Below are 17,319 nucleotides of genomic sequence, written 5' to 3'. Positions count from 1 at the left end.
TCGCGATGCCTGCTCTGGAAATCGAAATCATCAACAAGCTGGGCCTGCATGCCCGCGCGTCTGCCAAATTTGTCGGAGTCGCCGGTCAGTTCAAGGACTGTACGATCAGGGTAGGACGCACACCAGAATCCGCGGTCGACGGCAAAAGCATCATGGCCATGATGATGCTGGCCGCTGGCAAGGGCACCAAAATCCACCTGAGTACCGAAGGCGAACAGGAACAGGAAGCGCTGGATGCACTGGTAAAGCTGATCAACAACTACTTCGACGAAGGCGAATAAACAGCCTATCGAGCGGGCTCTTGTGGCGAGGGAGCTTGCCGCGATGAAGATTGAAAACTCAACATCGATGTCGACTGAAATGACGCTATCGCGGGCAAGCCCGTTCCCACAGGATCTGCGTTGCGTCCAATAAAAAAGGCGCGCCATCCAATAGATGGCGCGCCTTTTTTTGCAGCGATCGGAAGTCAGCTACCCGCCACGGTCATCCGCTCGATCAACACCGAACCGGTGCGAATGTTGCTGCGCAATTCCAGGTCATTACCGACCGCCACGATCTGCTGGAACATGTCGCGCATGTTGCCGGCGATGGTCACTTCCTGCACCGCGAACTGGATTTCGCCATTCTCGACCCAGAAACCCGCCGCGCCACGGGAGTAATCGCCGGTGACCATGTTCAGGCCCTGCCCCATCAGTTCGGTGACCAACAACCCGCGCCCCATGCGGCGCAGCAAGGCTGCCTGATCTTCATCGCCATGGGTGACGAACAGGTTGTGCACACCGCCGGCGTTGGCGGTGCTCGGCATGCCTAGTTTGCGGCCGGAATAAGTGCCAAGTATGTAGGACACCAACTCGCCCTTCTCCACGAACGGTTTGGCATAGGTCGCCAGGCCATCGCCGTCGAAGGCCGAACTGCCCAGACCGCACATCAAGTGCGGGCGCTCATCGAGGGTCAACCACTCAGGGAACAACCGTTGGCCCAGCGTGCCTTCGAGGAACGACGATTTGCGGTACAGGTTTCCACCGGAAATCGCCCCGAGGAAGCTGCTGAACAGACCGCCGGCCAATTCCGCGGAAAACAATACCGGCACTTCGCAGGTTGGCACCGGGCGGGCCCCCAGACGACTCGCCGCTCGTTGCGCGGCGCGTTGGCCGATGCTTTCCGGGTCAGCCAGCAAGTTGCCCTGACGATTCACGTCATACCAGTAATCGCGCTGCATCTGGCCATCGGCTTCGGCGATCATTACGCAGCTGAGGCTGTGACGAGTCGACGCGTAACCACCGACAAAACCGTGGCTATTACCGTAAACCCGGCAGCCCTGATGAGTGCTGAGCGTGGTGCCGTCGGCGTTCTTGATCCGGCTGTCGGCGGCAAATGCCGCCGCTTCACAGGCCAGGGCCTGCTCGATGGCTCGCTCCGGGGTGATGCTCCATTGGTGGAACAGGTCGAAATCCTGCAGATCCTTGGCCATCAGCGCGGCATCCGCCAAGCCCGCGGCTTCATCTTCCGAGGTGTGTTTGGCGATCGCCAACGCAGCGGCGACGGTTTCGCGAATCGCCTCCGGACCACTGGCCGAGGTGCTGGCCGAGCCTTTGCGCTGACCGACATACAAGGTGATGCCAAAACCCTGATCGCGATTGAATTCAACGGTTTCGACTTCCCGCTGACGCACCGTGGTCGACAGGCCCTGCTCCAGCGACACGGCCACTTCACAGGCACTGGCGCCCTGGCGCTTGGCTTCAGCGATGATCTGCTCGACTTGTTCTTGCAGTGCCGGCAACGCTTGTGGGCCGACGCTTTCAACTGCACTCATGCTGTTCTCCACTCAAATTCTGCTTTCGGTGACGGTCATCGAGCGACCGGGCCGGACAAGCGGCCCCCGACTGGTTATCATGGCGGCGTTTCTTTGCGGACGGCCACCATGGTTGATTCTTACGACGACTCCCTCGATACGGGAGAAAAAAGCAAATCCCAGGTTAAACGCGAGCTGCATGCTCTGGTTGACCTCGGCGAGCGCCTTACAACGCTCAAGCCTGACTTGTTGGCAAAACTGCCGTTGACCGACGCTATGCGCCGGGCCCTGGCCGATGCGCCCAAGCACACCGCGAATATCGCGCGTAAACGGCACCTTATGTTCATCGGCAAACTGATGCGCGATCAGGACACTGACGCCATTCTGATTCTGCTCGATCAACTGGATGCCTCCACTCGGCAGTACAACGAACGTTTCCATGGCCTGGAACGCTGGCGCGATCGCTTGATCGCGGGCGACGATGCAGTCCTGGAGAAGTTCGTGCTCGACTACCCGCAGGCTGATCGTCAGCAATTGCGCTCCCTGATCCGTCAGGCCCAGCACGAACTGGCGACCAACAAGCCACCGGCCTCGAGCCGTAAAATCTTCAAGTACATCCGTGAGCTGGACGAGACTCAACGCGGTTTGCGTTAAGTCCCGAATCGGGTGAGTTGCCAAGCGGCTCACCCGAAGCTCCATCCCTTCTCACGATCCTGTGCCACCCACAGTGATCGCATCAATTTTCAGCGTTGGCTGGCCGACACCCACCGGCACCGACTGCCCATCCTTGCCACACGTCCCCACACCGCTGTCCAGCGCCAGATCGTTACCGACCATCGACACTTTGCTCATGGCTTCCGGCCCGTTGCCGATCAACGTTGCGCCTTTGACCGGGGCAGTAATCTTGCCGTCTTCGATCAGGTACGCCTCGCTGGTGGAGAACACGAATTTGCCGCTGGTGATGTCCACCTGACCGCCGCCGAGGTTGGCGCAGTAAATGCCTTTTTTCACCGAGGCAATGATTTCCGCCGGGTCGCTTTCGCCAGCCAGCATGTAGGTGTTGGTCATGCGCGGCATCGGCAAATGCGCGTAGGATTCACGACGACCGTTGCCGGTGCGGGCTACGCCCATCAGGCGCGCGTTGAGCTTGTCCTGCATATAACCTTTGAGCACGCCGTTTTCGATCAGCGTGGTGCACTCGGTCGACGTGCCTTCGTCGTCGACGCTCAGCGAACCACGGCGCCCGGCGAGGGTGCCGTCATCGACGATGGTGCAGAGCTTCGAGGCAACCATTTCGCCCATGCGCCCGCTGTAGGCTGAACTGCCCTTGCGGTTGAAATCGCCTTCCAGACCATGGCCAACCGCTTCGTGCAGCAACACGCCGGACCAACCGGAACCCAACACCACCGGCAACGTACCGGCCGGGGCCGGAATCGCCTCCAGATTCACCAGCGCCTGACGCAACGCTTCGCGGGCATAGCCCATGGCGCGGTCGTCGCTGAGGAAATAGCGGTAGTCGGTACGACCGCCACCGCCATGACCGCCGCGCTCACGACGGCCATTCTGCTCGACGATCACGCTGACGTTGAAACGCACCAACGGCCGCACATCCGCCGCCAGCCCGCCGTCGGTGGAAGCAACCAGAATCCGCTCCCAGACCCCGGCCATGCTCACAGTGACTTGCTGAATACGCGGGTCGAGGGCGCGAGTCGCTACGTCGATACGCTTGAGCAGTTCGACTTTTTCGGCACGGGTCATCACTTCCAGCGGATTGTCTGGCCCGTACAACTGGGCGACATCCTGGGTGGTGAACGCCTGCACAGTGCCATTCTGCCCGGCCCGGGAGATCGAGCGGGCCGCACGGGCTGCCGCGCCCAAGGCTTCGAGGGTGATCGCATTGCTGTAGGCGAAACCGGTCTTTTCACCCGATTGCGCACGCACGCCAACACCCTGGTCGAGGTTGAAGCTGCCTTCCTTGACGATCCCGTCTTCCAGCGCCCAGGACTCGGAAATCTGCCCCTGGAAATACAGGTCGGCGGCATCAATGCCCGGGCCGGCCAGATCACCGAGCACACCTTGCAAGCTCTCGATTGTTACGCCGCCGGGTGCCAGGAGGTGTTCACTGACGGAGGACAACAACTCGCTCATATGCTTTACACCTTAAATTCGTCGTTCTGATGCAGGTCGCTGGGCGCCCTGCGAGAAAAAGCGCCGGTGAGTAGACACCGGCATCCGCGCCCTGATGGACGCCTGTTCGCTGCTGTCGCGCTCGGCCAGCAGCACGGCCTCACCCTGATCTTGGTGTGCCAGCACGCGCCCCCATGGGTCGACAATGGCGGCATGACCAAAGGTTTCTCGTGGCCCCGGATGCGTTCCACCCTGAGCGGCCGCGAGCACGTAACACTGAGTTTCGATGGCTCGCGCACGAATCAGCACGTCCCAATGGGCTGCGCCGGTCACCGCGGTGAAGGCCGACGGCGCGGTAATCAATTCCGCGCCGGCAGCACGCAATTCACTGTAAAGCTCCGGAAATCGTAAATCGTAACAAACCGTCAGGCCGACTCGACCGACGGGCGTGTCGGCAACCACCACGCCACTGCCATAAGCATAGTCATCGGATTCGCGATAACGCCCGCGATTGTCCGCTACATCGACATCGAACAGATGCAGCTTGTCATACCGTGCAATGGTTTCACCCTGGTCATCCACCAACAACGAGCACGCATGCACCTTGGCGGTCGGATAATCCACGGGCGGCAACGGCAATGTGCCGGCCACTATCCATAACTTGAGGTCGCGGGCAGTCTGTTTCAACCATGGCAGGATCGGACCTTCGCCCAAGGCTTCGGCGCGGCCGATGTCGGCAATGTCGCGACGGCCCATGGCAGCGAAATTTTCCGGCAGCACGGCAAGCCGCGCGCCACCGGTCGCCGCCTGTTCAAGCAGACGACGGGCCTGTGCCAGATTGGCCAGCACGTCGCTCTGGCTGACCATTTGAATCACCGCTACAGACATGGCCTATTCCCTATGTGAAATCTACGCAGACCTGTAGGAGCTGCGGAGCAGGCTGCGATCTTTTGACCTTGATCTTTAAAGTCAAAAGATCGCAGCCTGCGGCAGCTCCTACAGGGGTAAGCGGCGTCGCATGAAAACATGCTACTCCATAGGCCCAAAGAGTGCTTTTTCAAAAAAATTCAAAAAGGCTTGTCGAAGGTGATTTTCGGTTCTTTCCATGGGCCTTTGACGGTGTATTTGACACTGGCGAAGCGCGCCACGCGGTCACCGATCAGCTTATCGATCAGGAACAGCGCTCCGCCGACGGCCGGTGCACCAACGATCAGCGCGGCAATCGGCAGATTGTTGGTCACCGGTAAAGTCACCAACAACTTGGCGTCGACCTGATCAGCCACCAGGTCCAGTGTGCCGTTGAGCTCCAGATTGCTCGACGGCCCCGTCAACAAGATCGGCTCACGGGTCACGTAGACGCCGTTGCTCGCGACCAGCAGGCCTTTGACCCGGTCATAACTCAAACCTTTGCCAAACAGGTCGGAAAAATCCAGGCGCAAACGGCGGCCGATGGAGTTGAAGTTGAGCAGGCCAAACACCCGCAGCGCCTGAGCGCCGCCCTCGACTTCAACAAACTGACCTTTATTCAGTGATGCATCAAGACTGCCGGAGAAGCGCTTGGTGGCCAGCCACGCCGGTGAGCCAGGCCAGCGACCGTCGACATTCATGTGAAACTCTTCACTGGTGACGCTCGGCGCAAAACCCCAGCCCTTGAGCACGTCGGCAAGGTTCTTGCCACTGACTCGGCCCTTGTACCAACTGCTGGAATTACCCGGCACACCTTCCCAGCCACCGCTGCCCTGCAAGAGGATGCCCTTGAGGCCCATATCCAGCGTAGTGAGCGCAATGCCTGTGGCGCTCGGACGGACTTTCAAATGCCAGGCGCCTACCAGATCCTGGCCCTGAAACAACTGATTGATGGTGATATCCAGCGCCGGGATCTTTGTCGGGTCCACGGTGGCCAAAGGGTCCGGCGAATTCTCGTCAGCCAGCGCTGTCGGGTCTGGCGCCGGCAAACGCACGTATTGCAGATTGACCGCAATCGGCGCGGCTTTCGCATCGGGGATACCAACGCTGCCCTTGGCCTGCTGACTGTCGAGTTGCATGGCCCAAGCAGCCGGTTTACGCGTCAACTTCACCGACGCCTGATCGAGGGTGGTGCCGAAACCAGTGAGTTTTCCAACCTTGAAATCCGCGCCACTGAGCAATTGCTTGGCACTGCCACCCGGATCCTGACCGGCATACTTGTTCACCAGATCCTGCCAAGGGCCGACATCCAGTTCGGACAATACGCCACGCACGCGCAAGCCTTTGGCGCCAGGCAAGACGGCATTGCCGCCACCGAGAAACAACTCGCCGCGACCGTCGGCGAAATTGCCGGTCGGTGCCGCAAACGTGAAGCTCGCCAGTTCACCATAGGTGGCCCAGTAACGCCGCTCCGGTCCCTGCAGGGTCATGCGGAACACGGTATCGCGCCCGACATCGGCCGCCATGCCGAACGGCGCTGGCAGATCCACCGCCACGCCTTTGAGGTTGGAGCTGACCATCAATTGGCTGTCGGCGCCATCAAGGTTCAGCTGCAACTGATAAGGAATCATCCCCGTCACTGGCAATGGCTGAGTGACATTCAGCCAATCGGTGAGTTTCTTGACCTCGACCTCACCCGATGCGGCAACCCGAGTGTTGAGCTTGCCCGGGCTGCCTTCAGCAAAGATCTGTGCGGTCACCGGCTTGTCGAAGGCTCGCGCCGTGATCTTTTGCCCGCTCAGCCCCTTGGTGCTGTCGAAACGGAAATCGCCCTTGAGTTGTGTCAGTTCCAGAGTGGGCTCACTGAGCTTCAAACGGGCCTTGGCGGTCTTGAAGTCGACGAGGATTTTCGGCTGCTCGCCTTTGACCAGCGGGATATCGAGTTTGAGCTTGCCTTGCAGATCACCCTCACCTTCCCAACCGGCGAAGGTGTCGGCGGTGCCGATCGGCGCTTCCTGCAGAATCTTCAGGCCATCGCCCAACCCGCCAGCGAACGCGCCGTCGAGGAACAGATGAGTGCTCTGCCCGGCAGGTACACGGGGAATATTGACGTAGACGTCGCTGACCTGGGTGTCGAGCAATTGGCCCTTGCTCGCGAGGATCCGCACACCGCTGTCTTCGATGAACACATCGCCGCTAACCTTGCTGACAGGCGGCCAGCCTGGCTGAAACGCCAGCTCGGCATCGTGGACCTTGAAGAACAGGCTGATGCTGCGAGCCGTTTCGGCCGCGCCGTGATTCAGCGAGCCCTGGTACTGGAAGAAACCTTCATCCACCGCGCCTTTGAGAATCGCGGTGCGCAGCCATTCGTCCAACCCTGGGCTGAGAACCGTCGGCAGGTACTTGGCGGTGTAGCGACCGTCGCCGTCGACCAGGCCGACCCGCAGGTCCATGTAGTCTTCCTGGGTGTGATCGAAATGCAGGCGGATCAGGAAGTCGCCGGCAATCTTGCCCTCCTCGCCCAGCACCTTCAGGTACGGTGCGATCAGGGTGAAACCTTCTTTATCGAGTTTCCAGGTCAACCGGGCGTTGGCCTGAAGGTATTGCCATGGCTTGGCGAAAATCGGGTCCAGATGCAGGGAAAAATCCTTGCTGTCCATGCGTAATTCGCCCTGCCCGAGGTCGCCGCTGATGTTGCCGCTGACATTTCGCACCGCTGGTGCGCCGCGATAAGCGTCGAAACCGACCTTTTCCAGATTGGCGGCAAAGCTGAATTTGCTGTCATCGGTAGCGGCTGGGCGGAAGTCGATCAGTACGTTGCGCAAAACTCCGCTGACCTTGAGCCGCCCGACCGCCGTGGCGATCCCTTCGGGCAGTGGGCCCAGTGCGTTCAGCAGCGGAGTGAGCGGGGTGAGATCGAGACGGTCGGCTTGCAGGTGCAAGAGCTCTGGCACCGTATCGGTCGCGGCAGTTTGTTGAAATTGCAGTTTCGATTCCCAGCGGCTGTCGCCCAGGCTCATGGCCAGAGAATCCAGGGTCACCAGGACGCCTGTGGAACTGCGCTGGAAATACCCGTTCAGCGCCAGATTATTGATCTGGATCGGCTTGCGCTCGGCGTAGGCGCCCTTGAGTTGCGGCGCGTTCAAACGAATCGCGGCGCGTTGCAGGGTGCCCTTGCTCCAGTTCACCCAGAGCTCGCCACCGGCCTTGATCTCGGAGAAGTTCCATTGCTGGGTCAGGCGCTCGGGCAACCATTTCGACCAATCACTCTGCGGCAGGCTCAGGTAAGCGTCCGCTTCGCCGTCCTTCCATTGGGCTGCGCGCAAACGGGTGCGCAGGCTCATCGCCACCGGCTGGCCGTCGGGCAGGGTCAAACGGGCATCGAGCCGCTGGCGGGATGGACCGGTTTTCAGATTCAGGCCAACGTAGGTCAGGGTCAGCGGCGACTCCCCCAACGGCTGCAAGGTGATCTGGCTGTCGAGTACCGACAGTTGCTGAACCATCTGCATGCGATTGAGCAGTTGCTCCGGGTTCAGCGGCTGGTCCTGCTGCACCGGCAAACCTTCCAGCGCCCAATGACCGTCCTCACCTTCCTTGAGGCTGATCTTCAGACCGTTGAGCTCCAGGTGTGCGATGCGCACTTCGCGCGCCAGCAGGCTGGCCCAGAGATCCGGCACCGCGCGCACCTGATCCAGGCGCAAGGCATTGGTGCCCTCGCCGACCATCACGTCATGGGCCAGCAGAACCGGGGCGAGGCCGCTCCAGTTGCCTTCCAGCTTGCCGATCTGCAGGGGCATCCGCAAGGCATCGCCGGCTTTGGCTTCGACCTCGGCACGGTATTCGGCCACCAGCGGCGTCAGCTCCCGGCCGAGGCTGACGAACAGCGCCATCAGCACCAAAACCAACGCACACAGACCCAGCCCCCAGCGGGTCAGTGCGGCCAAAAGGCGTGTCAGACGGTCCATGTCAGTTGGCTCCCATGGCAAAAATACTGCAAAAAGCTGAGGCCAGCCGTTCTAGTGGAATTAAAACAAAACGATTCAGAGCAACACCACGTCGTATTGTTCCTGGGAATACATGGTTTCCACCTGGAACCGAATGGTACGTCCGATAAAGCCTTCGAGCTCGGCGACGTTGCCCGATTCTTCATCAAGCAAACGGTCGACCACTTTCTGATTTGCCAGCACCCGATAGCCTTCGGCCTGATAGGCCCGGGCCTCACGCAGGATTTCGCGGAAGATCTCGTAGCACACGGTTTCCGGAGTCTTGAGTTTGCCGCGCCCCTGGCAACTGCTGCACGGTTCGCACAGCACTTGCTCAAGACTTTCGCGGGTGCGCTTGCGGGTCATCTGCACCAGGCCCAACTCGGTGATGCCGATGATGTTGGTCTTGGCGTGATCGCGTTCCAGTTGTTTCTCGAGGGTGCGCAACACCTGACGCTGATGTTCTTCATCTTCCATGTCGATGAAGTCGATGATGATGATCCCGCCCAGGTTACGCAGACGCAGCTGACGGGCAATGGCGGTGGCGGCTTCGAGGTTGGTCTTGAAGATGGTTTCTTCGAGGTTGCGATGACCGACAAAGGCCCCGGTATTGACGTCGATGGTGCTCATGGCTTCCGCCGGATCGACTACCAGATAACCGCCCGATTTGAGCGGCACCTTGCGTTCCAGGGCTTTCTGGATTTCGTCTTCGACGCCATACAGGTCGAAGATCGGCCGTTCGCCTGGATAATGCTCCAGGCGGTCAGCGATTTCCGGCATCAGTTCGGCGACGAACTGCGTGGTTTTCTGGAAGGTTTCCCGGGAGTCGATGCGGATCTTCTCGATCTTCGGGCTCACCAGGTCACGCAAGGTGCGCAATGCCAGGCCAAGGTCTTCGTAGATCACGCTTGGTGCGCTGATGGTCTTGATCTGGTCGCTGATCTGGTCCCAGAGCCTGCGCAGGTAGCGGATGTCCATGAGGATTTCATCGGCCCCGGCCCCTTCGGCTGCGGTACGCAGAATAAACCCGCCGGCTTCCTTGATGCCTTCTTTGGCCACACAGTCGGTGACCACTTGTTTGAGGCGTTCGCGCTCGGCTTCGTCCTCGATCTTCAGGGAAATGCCGACGTGGGCAGTACGCGGCATGTACACCAGATAACGCGACGGAATCGACAATTGCGTCGTCAGGCGCGCGCCTTTGGAGCCGATCGGGTCCTTGGTGACTTGCACCACCAGGCTCTGACCTTCATGAACCAGCGCGCTGATGCTCTCCACCGTCGGGCCTTCGCGCAGGGAGATTTCCGAGGCGTGAATGAACGCGGCACGGTCCAGTCCGATATCGACGAAGGCGGCCTGCATGCCCGGCAATACCCGCACCACCTTGCCTTTATAGATGTTGCCGACGATCCCGCGTTTTTGCGTGCGTTCGACATGCACTTCTTGCAACACACCGTTTTCAACCACCGCCACGCGCGATTCCATCGGCGTGATGTTGATCAGGATCTCTTCACTCATGGCAGGGTCTCGTTCAGGCATGTTCACGATAATGGCCGCATCTTGTCAGTACGACGCTCAGCGCGCGTTAAGGGGTTGCCAACAGGGTATGCCGAAATGGCCGAGCAATTCTGCGGTTTCGCACAGCGGTAGTCCGACCACCGCCGAGTAACTGCCATTGAGCCCGACGACGAACACCGCGCCCAACCCTTGAATCCCATAGCCGCCAGCCTTGTCCCGAGGTTCGCCGCTGGCCCAGTAGGCCGCCGCTTCATCGTGACCGATGGTGCGAAAACGCACCAGGCTGCGCACCACCAAAGACTCGCAGCGCTCACCATTGCGCACCGCAATCGCTGTCAGCACTTCATGTTCGCGCCCGGACAACAGCATCAGCATGGCGCATGCGTCAGCTTCATCCACCGGTTTGCCGAGAATTTTCCCGTCCAGCACCACGGCGGTGTCGGCGCCCAATACACAGAAATCGGCGTCGGACGCCACCGTCTCGTGCCCGGCCTCGGCCTTGCCGCGCGCCAGACGCTCGACATAGGCCGATGGGGATTCTTCAGGTAAGGGGGTTTCATCGATGTCCGCGCTGATGACGGAGAACGACACGCCGATCTGCGTGAGCAGTTCACGCCGACGCGGCGAGCCTGAGGCGAGGTACAGCTGCTTCATCAAGACATCTCCCTGCTTGGCGCCCTGTCTCACAAATACTGTTCCTTTTTGGCGAGACAGGGCACCGGTGCGGGCACATGCCTGACCGAATTAATTGATTTTGTAGCGTCGACGCAAACCGCGCAAACCGTAGCTGATCCATGGCCAGAGCAACGCGCTGACCAGTGCCGGCAACACCAGCGCCAGGGTCGGCTGACGATTGCCGGTCAGGGCGCTCAGCCACAACTGAACCAGTTGGGCGAGGCCGAAGATCACCAGGATCACCAGGCTCTGTTGCCACATAGGGAACATGCGCAGGCGCTGTTGCAACGACAGCACCAGGAAGGTAATGAGCGTGAGGATCAACGCGTTCTGGCCCAGCAATGTGCCATACAGCACGTCTTCGGCCAGCCCCAGGCACCAGGCAGTCACCATCCCGACTTTCTGCGGCAGGGCCAACGCCCAAAAGGCCAACAACAAGGCCAGCCACAGAGGCCGCAGGATTTCCATGAACTGCGGCAACGGTGAAACGCTGAGAAGCATGCCGATAGCGAAGGTCAGCCAGACCATCCAGCCGTTTCGGGAGGAAGTTGCACCACCCATTATTCTCTTCCCCCAGTAGTAGCCGGCGCGGAGACAGGCGGTTTGGCAGCTGGCTTCACGGCAGCGGGCTGGGCCGTCGGTGGTTTGGCGGCGGCCGGTGCCGTCGCGGGTGGCTTGCTGGCAGCATGAGCAGCGGCAGGTTTTGCCGGGGTTGCGACAGCAGGCGCGACAGCAGATGCCGCCGCCGGAACAGCCGGAGCAGCGACAGTAGCCGGTATCACCGACACGGCCGGTTTCGGCACGGTCGCTGGAATGATCGGCCCACCGCCGTGCTGGTCCAGCGCTTCCTGAGCCTGGGCGGCGTCGTTGGCGCGCTCCTCGGCTGTGCGCCCGTCACTGAATACCAACAACAGATAACGGCTGCGGTTCAACGCGGCGGTCGGCACCGCACGGACGATGGCAAAGGGTTGACCGGAATCGTGAATCACTTCCTTGACCGTCGCCACCGGGTAACCCGCCGGGAAACGCTGGCCGAGGCCTGAGCTGACCAGCAAATCGCCTTCTTTAATGTCGGCGGTATCGGCCACATGACGCAGTTCAAGGCGTTCCGGGTTGCCGGTGCCGCTGGCAATCGCCCGCAGACCGTTACGGTTCACCTGCACTGGAATGCTGTGAGTGGTGTCCGTCAGCAACAGTACGCGGGAGGTGTATGGCATCAACTCCACCACCTGCCCCATCAGGCCCCGTGCATCGAGCACCGGCTGACCAAGGATCACACCGTCGCGCTCACCTTTATTGATGATGATGCGATGGGTAAAGGGGTTGGGGTCCATACCGATCAACTCGGCCACTTCGACCTTTTCGTTGACCAATGCGGAAGAGTTGAGCAACTCGCGCAGCCGAACGTTCTGCTCGGTGAGGGCGGCCAGCTTTTGCATGCGCCCCTGCAGCAGCAGGTTTTCGGTCTTGAGTTTTTCGTTTTCGGCGACCAGTTCGGTCCGGCTGCCAAATTGGCTGGCCACACCTTGCCATAGCCGCTGCGGCAGGTCGGTGATCCAGTAAGACTGCATCAATACCAGCGACATTTGGCTACGCACTGGCTTGAGCAGTGTGAAGCGGGCATCGACCACCATCAGCGCGACCGATAGCACGGCCAGCACCAACAAGCGCACGCCCAGTGAGGGGCCTTTGGTGAAAAGCGGTTTAATAAGCCGCTCCTCCCAGGCAAATGTTCTCTTTATTCATACGGCATCAAACCGGCCTGGATGCAGACTGACAGAAGATAAACGCAACAGGCAGCACTGCAAAGTGCTGCCCGCGCGCTCAACAGCATAGAGGCGATCCGGCGACTTATTCGCTGGAAAGCAGGTCCATGGTGTGTTTATCCATCATTTCCAATGCGCGGCCACCGCCACGAGCAACGCAGGTCAATGGGTCTTCGGCGACGATCACCGGCAGACCGGTTTCCTGGGCCAGCAACTTGTCGAGGTCGCGCAGCAAGGCGCCACCACCGGTCAATACCAGACCACGTTCGGCGATATCCGACGCCAGCTCCGGAGGCGACTGCTCCAGTGCACTTTTCACGGCCTGAACGATGGTGGCCAGGGACTCTTGCAGAGCTTCCAGCACTTCATTGGAGTTCAGGGTGAATGCGCGTGGAACGCCTTCGGCCAGGTTACGGCCACGAACGTCGACTTCACGAACTTCGCCGCCCGGGTAGGCCGTACCGATTTCCTGTTTGATGCGCTCGGCGGTGGATTCGCCGATCAGGCTGCCGTAGTTGCGACGCACGTAGGTGATGATCGCTTCGTCGAAGCGGTCGCCGCCAACCCGTACGGATTCGGCATAGACCACACCGTTGAGGGAGATCAGCGCGATTTCAGTAGTACCACCACCGATATCGACCACCATCGAACCGCGCGCTTCTTCAACCGGCAGACCGGCACCGATTGCAGCAGCCATCGGCTCTTCGATCAGGAATACTTCACGTGCACCGGCGCCAAGGGCCGATTCACGGATGGCACGACGCTCAACCTGGGTGGATTTGCATGGAACGCAGATCAGCACACGAGGGCTAGGCTGCAGAAAGCTGTTTTCGTGAACCTTGTTGATAAAGTACTGCAGCATTTTTTCGCAGACGCTGAAGTCGGCGATTACGCCGTCCTTCATCGGACGAATGGCAGCAATGTTGCCCGGCGTACGACCGAGCATGCGCTTGGCCTCGGTGCCGACAGCAACGACACTTTTCTGGTTACCGTGTGTCCGAATAGCCACAACGGAGGGCTCATTCAGGACGATACCGCGCTCGCGCACGTAAATAAGGGTGTTGGCAGTGCCCAGGTCAATGGAAAGATCGCTGGAAAACATGCCACGCAGTTTCTTGAACATGGGAAAGGGACCCTAGGCAACGCGTGGGTAAAAAAGTGCGGCAAACTCTAACAACGACAGGGATTTTGGGCAAGGCGCCAATATGTTAAATTGGCCGCTTTTATGTGCACCAAGCCCCACAATCGCGGCCTTGAGACCGTAGAAATGCGGTAGTGTTCCGACAATCTAACACACGGACGCCGTCCGTTCTGTTTTCCACTGGAGAATCCCATGGCGCTTGAACGCTCCGACGTGGAAAAAATCGCTCATTTGGCCTGCCTTGGCCTCAATGATGCCGATCTTCCACACATCACTTCGGCCCTGAACAGCATTCTCGGGCTGGTCGACGAAATGCAAGCGGTCAATACCGACGGTATCGAGCCGCTGGCCCACCCATTGGAAGCCAGCCAGCGCCTGCGTGCAGACGTCGTGACCGAAACCAATCATCGCGAGGCCTATCAGTCCATCGCACCAGCGGTCGAAAACGGCCTGTATCTGGTTCCGAAAGTCATCGACTAAAGGGAAAGAGCCTGCAATGCATCAATTGACTCTGGCCGAGATCGCCCGCGGACTCGCCGATAAAAAGTTTTCTTCCGAAGAGCTGACCAAAGTCCTGCTGGCGCGCATCGCCCAGCTCGACCCGCAGCTCAACAGTTTCATCAGCCTCACCGAAGACCTGGCGCTTGAGCAGGCGAAAGCCGCTGATGCTCGTCGGGCCAATGGTGAGAGCGGCGCCCTGCTCGGCGCGCCGATCGCCCACAAAGACCTGTTCTGCACCCAGGGCATCCGCACCAGCTGCGGTTCGAAGATGCTCGACAACTTCAAAGCCCCGTACGACGCCACCGTGGTTGCCAAACTGGCCGCAGCCGGGGCCGTGACCCTGGGCAAGACCAACATGGACGAATTCGCCATGGGGTCGGCCAACGAGTCGAGTTACTACGGCGCAGTGAAAAACCCGTGGAACCTGGAACACGTTCCGGGCGGTTCGTCTGGTGGTTCGGCTGCTGCAGTTGCCGCTCGTCTGTTACCGGCCGCGACCGCCACCGATACCGGCGGCTCGATCCGCCAACCGGCAGCGTTCACCAACCTCACCGGTCTGAAACCGACGTACGGTCGCGTTTCGCGTTGGGGCATGATCGCTTACGCGTCCAGCCTCGATCAGGGCGGCCCATTGGCCCGCACCGCCGAAGACTGCGCGATCCTGCTGCAAGGCATGGCCGGTTTCGACCCGCAGGACTCCACCAGCATCGACGAGCCCGTGCCAGATTACTGCGCCGGCCTCAACGGTTCGCTGCAAGGCCTGCGCATCGGCGTGCCGAAGGAATACTTCAGCGCCGGTCTCGACCCACGCATCGCCGACTTGGTCATGGCCAGCGTTGAAGAGCTGAAAAAGCTCGGCGCCGTGGTCAAGGAAATCAGCCTGCCGAACATGCAGCACGCAATCCCTGCGTACTACGTGATCGCTCCGGCGGAAGCGTCTTCCAACCTGTCGCGTTTCGACGGCGTGCGTTTCGGCTATCGCTGCGAAGCCCCGAAAAACCTGGAAGACCTGTACAAGCGTTCCCGTGGCGAAGGTTTCGGCCCGGAAGTGCAGCGCCGGATCATGGTCGGTGCCTACGCGCTGTCGGCCGGTTACTACGACGCCTATTACCTGAAGGCACAGAAGATCCGTCGCCTGGTGAAGAACGATTTCATGGCTGCCTTTAATGAGGTCGACGTCATCCTCGGCCCAACCACGCCGAACCCGGCCTGGAAGCTTGGTGCCAAGAAAGACGATCCTATTGCCGAGTACCTGGAAGACTTCTACACCATCACCGCCAACCTCGCCGGTCTGCCGGGCTTGTCCATGCCAGCAGGTTTTGTCGATGGCCTGCCGGTCGGCGTGCAGTTGCTCGCCCCGTATTTCCAGGAAGGCCGCTTGCTCAATGTTGCCCATCAGTACCAACTGAACACTGACTGGCACACTCGCACCCCAACCGGCTTCTGAGGAGAAACACATGCAATGGGAAGTCGTGATCGGGCTGGAGATTCATACCCAGCTCACCACCCGGTCGAAAATCTTTTCCGGTAGTTCCACCACCTTCGGTTCCGAGCCGAACACCCAGGCCAGTCTGGTAGACTTGGGCATGCCCGGCGTATTGCCGGTGCTGAACCAGGAAGCGGTGCGCATGGCAGTGATGTTCGGCCTGGCCATCGATGCCGAGATCGGTCAGCACAACGTGTTCGCCCGTAAAAACTACTTCTACCCGGACCTGCCCAAGGGCTACCAGATCAGCCAGATGGAATTGCCGATCGTCGGCAAGGGCCACTTGGACATCGCCATGGAAGACGGCACGATCAAACGTGTCGGTGTGACCCGTGCGCACCTGGAAGAAGACGCCGGCAAAAGCCTGCACGAAGAGTTCAACGGCGCCACCGGCATCGACCTGAACCGCGCCGGCACGCCGTTGCTGGAAATCGTTTCCGAGCCGGACATGCGCAGCGCCAAGGAAGCCGTGGCCTACGTCAAGACGATCCATGCGCTGGTGCGTTACCTCGGCATCTGCGACGGCAACATGGCCGAAGGCTCGCTGCGTTGCGACTGCAACGTGTCGATCCGTCCGAAAGGCCAAGCTGAGTTCGGCACGCGCTGCGAGATCAAGAACGTCAACTCGTTCCGCTTCATCGAAAAGGCGATCAACAGCGAAGTGCAACGTCAGATCGAGCTGATCGAAGACGGCGGCAAGGTGATCCAGCAGACCCGTCTGTACGATCCGAACAAGGACGAAACCCGTCCAATGCGCAGCAAAGAGGAAGCCAACGACTACCGTTACTTCCCCGATCCGGACCTGCTGCCAGTGGTCATCGAGGACTCGTTCCTCGACGAGGTGCGCGTCACCCTGCCGGAACTGCCACCGCAGAAACGCGAGCGTTTCCAGGAACAGTTCGGTCTGTCGGTCTACGACGCCAGCGTCCTGGCCACCAGCCGCGAGCAAGCCGATTACTTCGAGAAAGTCGTGAGCATCGGCGGCGACGCCAAACTGGCGGCTAACTGGGTAATGGTTGAACTGGGCAGCCTGTTGAACAAGCAAGGCCTGGATATCGACCAGTCACCGGTTTCGGCCGAGCAACTGGGCGGCATGCTGCTGCGCATCAAGGACAACACCATCTCCGGCAAGATCGCCAAGGTAGTGTTTGAAGCGATGGCCAACGGCGAAGGCAGCGCAGACGAGATCATCGACAAGCGCGGCCTCAAGCAAGTGACCGACACCGGCGCGATCTCGGCGGTGCTGGACGAAATGCTCGCGGCCAACGCCGAGCAGGTCGAACAATACCGCGCGGCAGACGAAGCCAAACGCGGCAAGATGTTCGGCTTCTTCGTCGGCCAGGCCATGAAAGCCTCCAAAGGCAAGGCCAACCCGCAACAGGTCAACGAACTGCTTAAAAGCAAGCTCGAAGGCTAACCACAGTGAT

The 17,319-nt window shown here is 60.1% G+C and carries 14 protein-coding genes; 5 read left to right on the top strand and 9 right to left on the bottom strand.

Annotated features, from left to right (window positions below):
- Nucleotides 1-5 precede the first annotated feature (5 nt).
- Entirely contained in the window at nucleotides 6-281 is a 276-nt protein-coding gene (locus tag LOY56_RS04050; protein ID WP_223486252.1) for an HPr family phosphocarrier protein, read from the top strand.
- 185 nt (nucleotides 282-466) lie between these two features.
- Here the strand turns inward: LOY56_RS04050 and pmbA are convergent, their stop codons facing one another.
- Entirely contained in the window at nucleotides 467-1,813 is a 1,347-nt protein-coding gene (pmbA, locus tag LOY56_RS04045; RefSeq protein WP_258620082.1) for a metalloprotease PmbA, read from the bottom strand.
- A gap of 108 nt (nucleotides 1,814-1,921) precedes the next feature.
- Here pmbA and yjgA point away from each other — a divergent pair, with 108 nt between their 5' ends.
- On the top strand, nucleotides 1,922-2,446 hold the full coding sequence (gene yjgA, locus LOY56_RS04040) for a ribosome biogenesis factor YjgA (protein WP_258620081.1): 525 nt from the start codon (nucleotides 1,922-1,924) through the stop codon (nucleotides 2,444-2,446).
- A 51-nt stretch (nucleotides 2,447-2,497) separates the two neighbouring features.
- Here the strand turns inward: yjgA and tldD are convergent, their stop codons facing one another.
- The 8 genes from tldD to mreB all read right to left on the bottom strand — a co-directional run bounded on the left by tldD (nucleotide 2,498) and on the right by mreB (nucleotide 13,887).
- Nucleotides 2,498-3,940, bottom strand: a complete 1,443-nt coding sequence (gene tldD, locus LOY56_RS04035; protein WP_258620079.1) for a metalloprotease TldD — start codon at nucleotides 3,938-3,940, stop codon at nucleotides 2,498-2,500.
- 12 nt (nucleotides 3,941-3,952) lie between these two features.
- On the bottom strand, nucleotides 3,953-4,807 hold the full coding sequence (locus LOY56_RS04030) for a carbon-nitrogen hydrolase family protein (protein ID WP_258620077.1): 855 nt from the start codon (nucleotides 4,805-4,807) through the stop codon (nucleotides 3,953-3,955).
- A 179-nt stretch (nucleotides 4,808-4,986) separates the two neighbouring features.
- Nucleotides 4,987-8,790, bottom strand: a complete 3,804-nt coding sequence (locus LOY56_RS04025; protein ID WP_258620076.1) for a YhdP family protein — start codon at nucleotides 8,788-8,790, stop codon at nucleotides 4,987-4,989.
- 75 nt (nucleotides 8,791-8,865) lie between these two features.
- Nucleotides 8,866-10,323 carry a ribonuclease G gene (rng, locus tag LOY56_RS04020; protein WP_258620075.1) on the bottom strand — a complete coding sequence of 486 codons (1,458 nt, stop codon included), beginning with the start codon at nucleotides 10,321-10,323 and terminating at the stop codon, nucleotides 8,866-8,868.
- A 57-nt stretch (nucleotides 10,324-10,380) separates the two neighbouring features.
- A complete protein-coding gene (locus LOY56_RS04015; protein ID WP_258620074.1) occupies nucleotides 10,381-10,977 on the bottom strand; it encodes a nucleoside triphosphate pyrophosphatase in 597 nt (198 codons plus the stop codon).
- Nucleotides 10,978-11,067: 90 nt separating this feature from the next.
- Complete coding sequence (gene mreD / locus LOY56_RS04010) at nucleotides 11,068-11,559, bottom strand: rod shape-determining protein MreD (RefSeq protein ID WP_038978956.1); 492 nt, start codon at nucleotides 11,557-11,559, stop codon at nucleotides 11,068-11,070.
- Complete coding sequence (gene mreC / locus LOY56_RS04005) at nucleotides 11,559-12,707, bottom strand: rod shape-determining protein MreC (RefSeq protein ID WP_258622563.1); 1,149 nt, start codon at nucleotides 12,705-12,707, stop codon at nucleotides 11,559-11,561. Before mreC ends, mreD begins: the two co-directional genes overlap by 1 nt.
- A gap of 142 nt (nucleotides 12,708-12,849) precedes the next feature.
- Nucleotides 12,850-13,887: a rod shape-determining protein MreB gene (gene mreB, locus LOY56_RS04000; protein WP_002555108.1), complete on the bottom strand. Its 1,038-nt coding sequence runs from the start codon at nucleotides 13,885-13,887 to the stop codon at nucleotides 12,850-12,852.
- Between the two features lie 210 nt (nucleotides 13,888-14,097).
- Between mreB and gatC the strand changes: the two genes are divergently transcribed.
- From gatC to gatB, 3 genes are read left to right on the top strand one after another with little or no spacing between them, the layout of a single operon-like run.
- Nucleotides 14,098-14,385 carry an Asp-tRNA(Asn)/Glu-tRNA(Gln) amidotransferase subunit GatC gene (gene gatC / locus LOY56_RS03995; RefSeq protein ID WP_007901429.1) on the top strand — a complete coding sequence of 96 codons (288 nt, stop codon included), beginning with the start codon at nucleotides 14,098-14,100 and terminating at the stop codon, nucleotides 14,383-14,385.
- A gap of 16 nt (nucleotides 14,386-14,401) precedes the next feature.
- Complete coding sequence (gene gatA / locus LOY56_RS03990; protein ID WP_258620073.1) at nucleotides 14,402-15,853, top strand: Asp-tRNA(Asn)/Glu-tRNA(Gln) amidotransferase subunit GatA; 1,452 nt, start codon at nucleotides 14,402-14,404, stop codon at nucleotides 15,851-15,853.
- A 10-nt stretch (nucleotides 15,854-15,863) separates the two neighbouring features.
- Entirely contained in the window at nucleotides 15,864-17,309 is a 1,446-nt protein-coding gene (gatB, locus tag LOY56_RS03985; protein ID WP_258620072.1) for an Asp-tRNA(Asn)/Glu-tRNA(Gln) amidotransferase subunit GatB, read from the top strand.
- The last annotated feature ends 10 nt before the right edge of the window (nucleotides 17,310-17,319 follow it).

It is taken from the genome of Pseudomonas sp. B21-048 (assembly GCF_024748615.1).
In the GTDB taxonomy this organism is placed as follows: Bacteria; Pseudomonadota; Gammaproteobacteria; order Pseudomonadales; family Pseudomonadaceae; genus Aquipseudomonas.
This window is presented reverse-complemented; position numbering and strand designations above follow the sequence as displayed.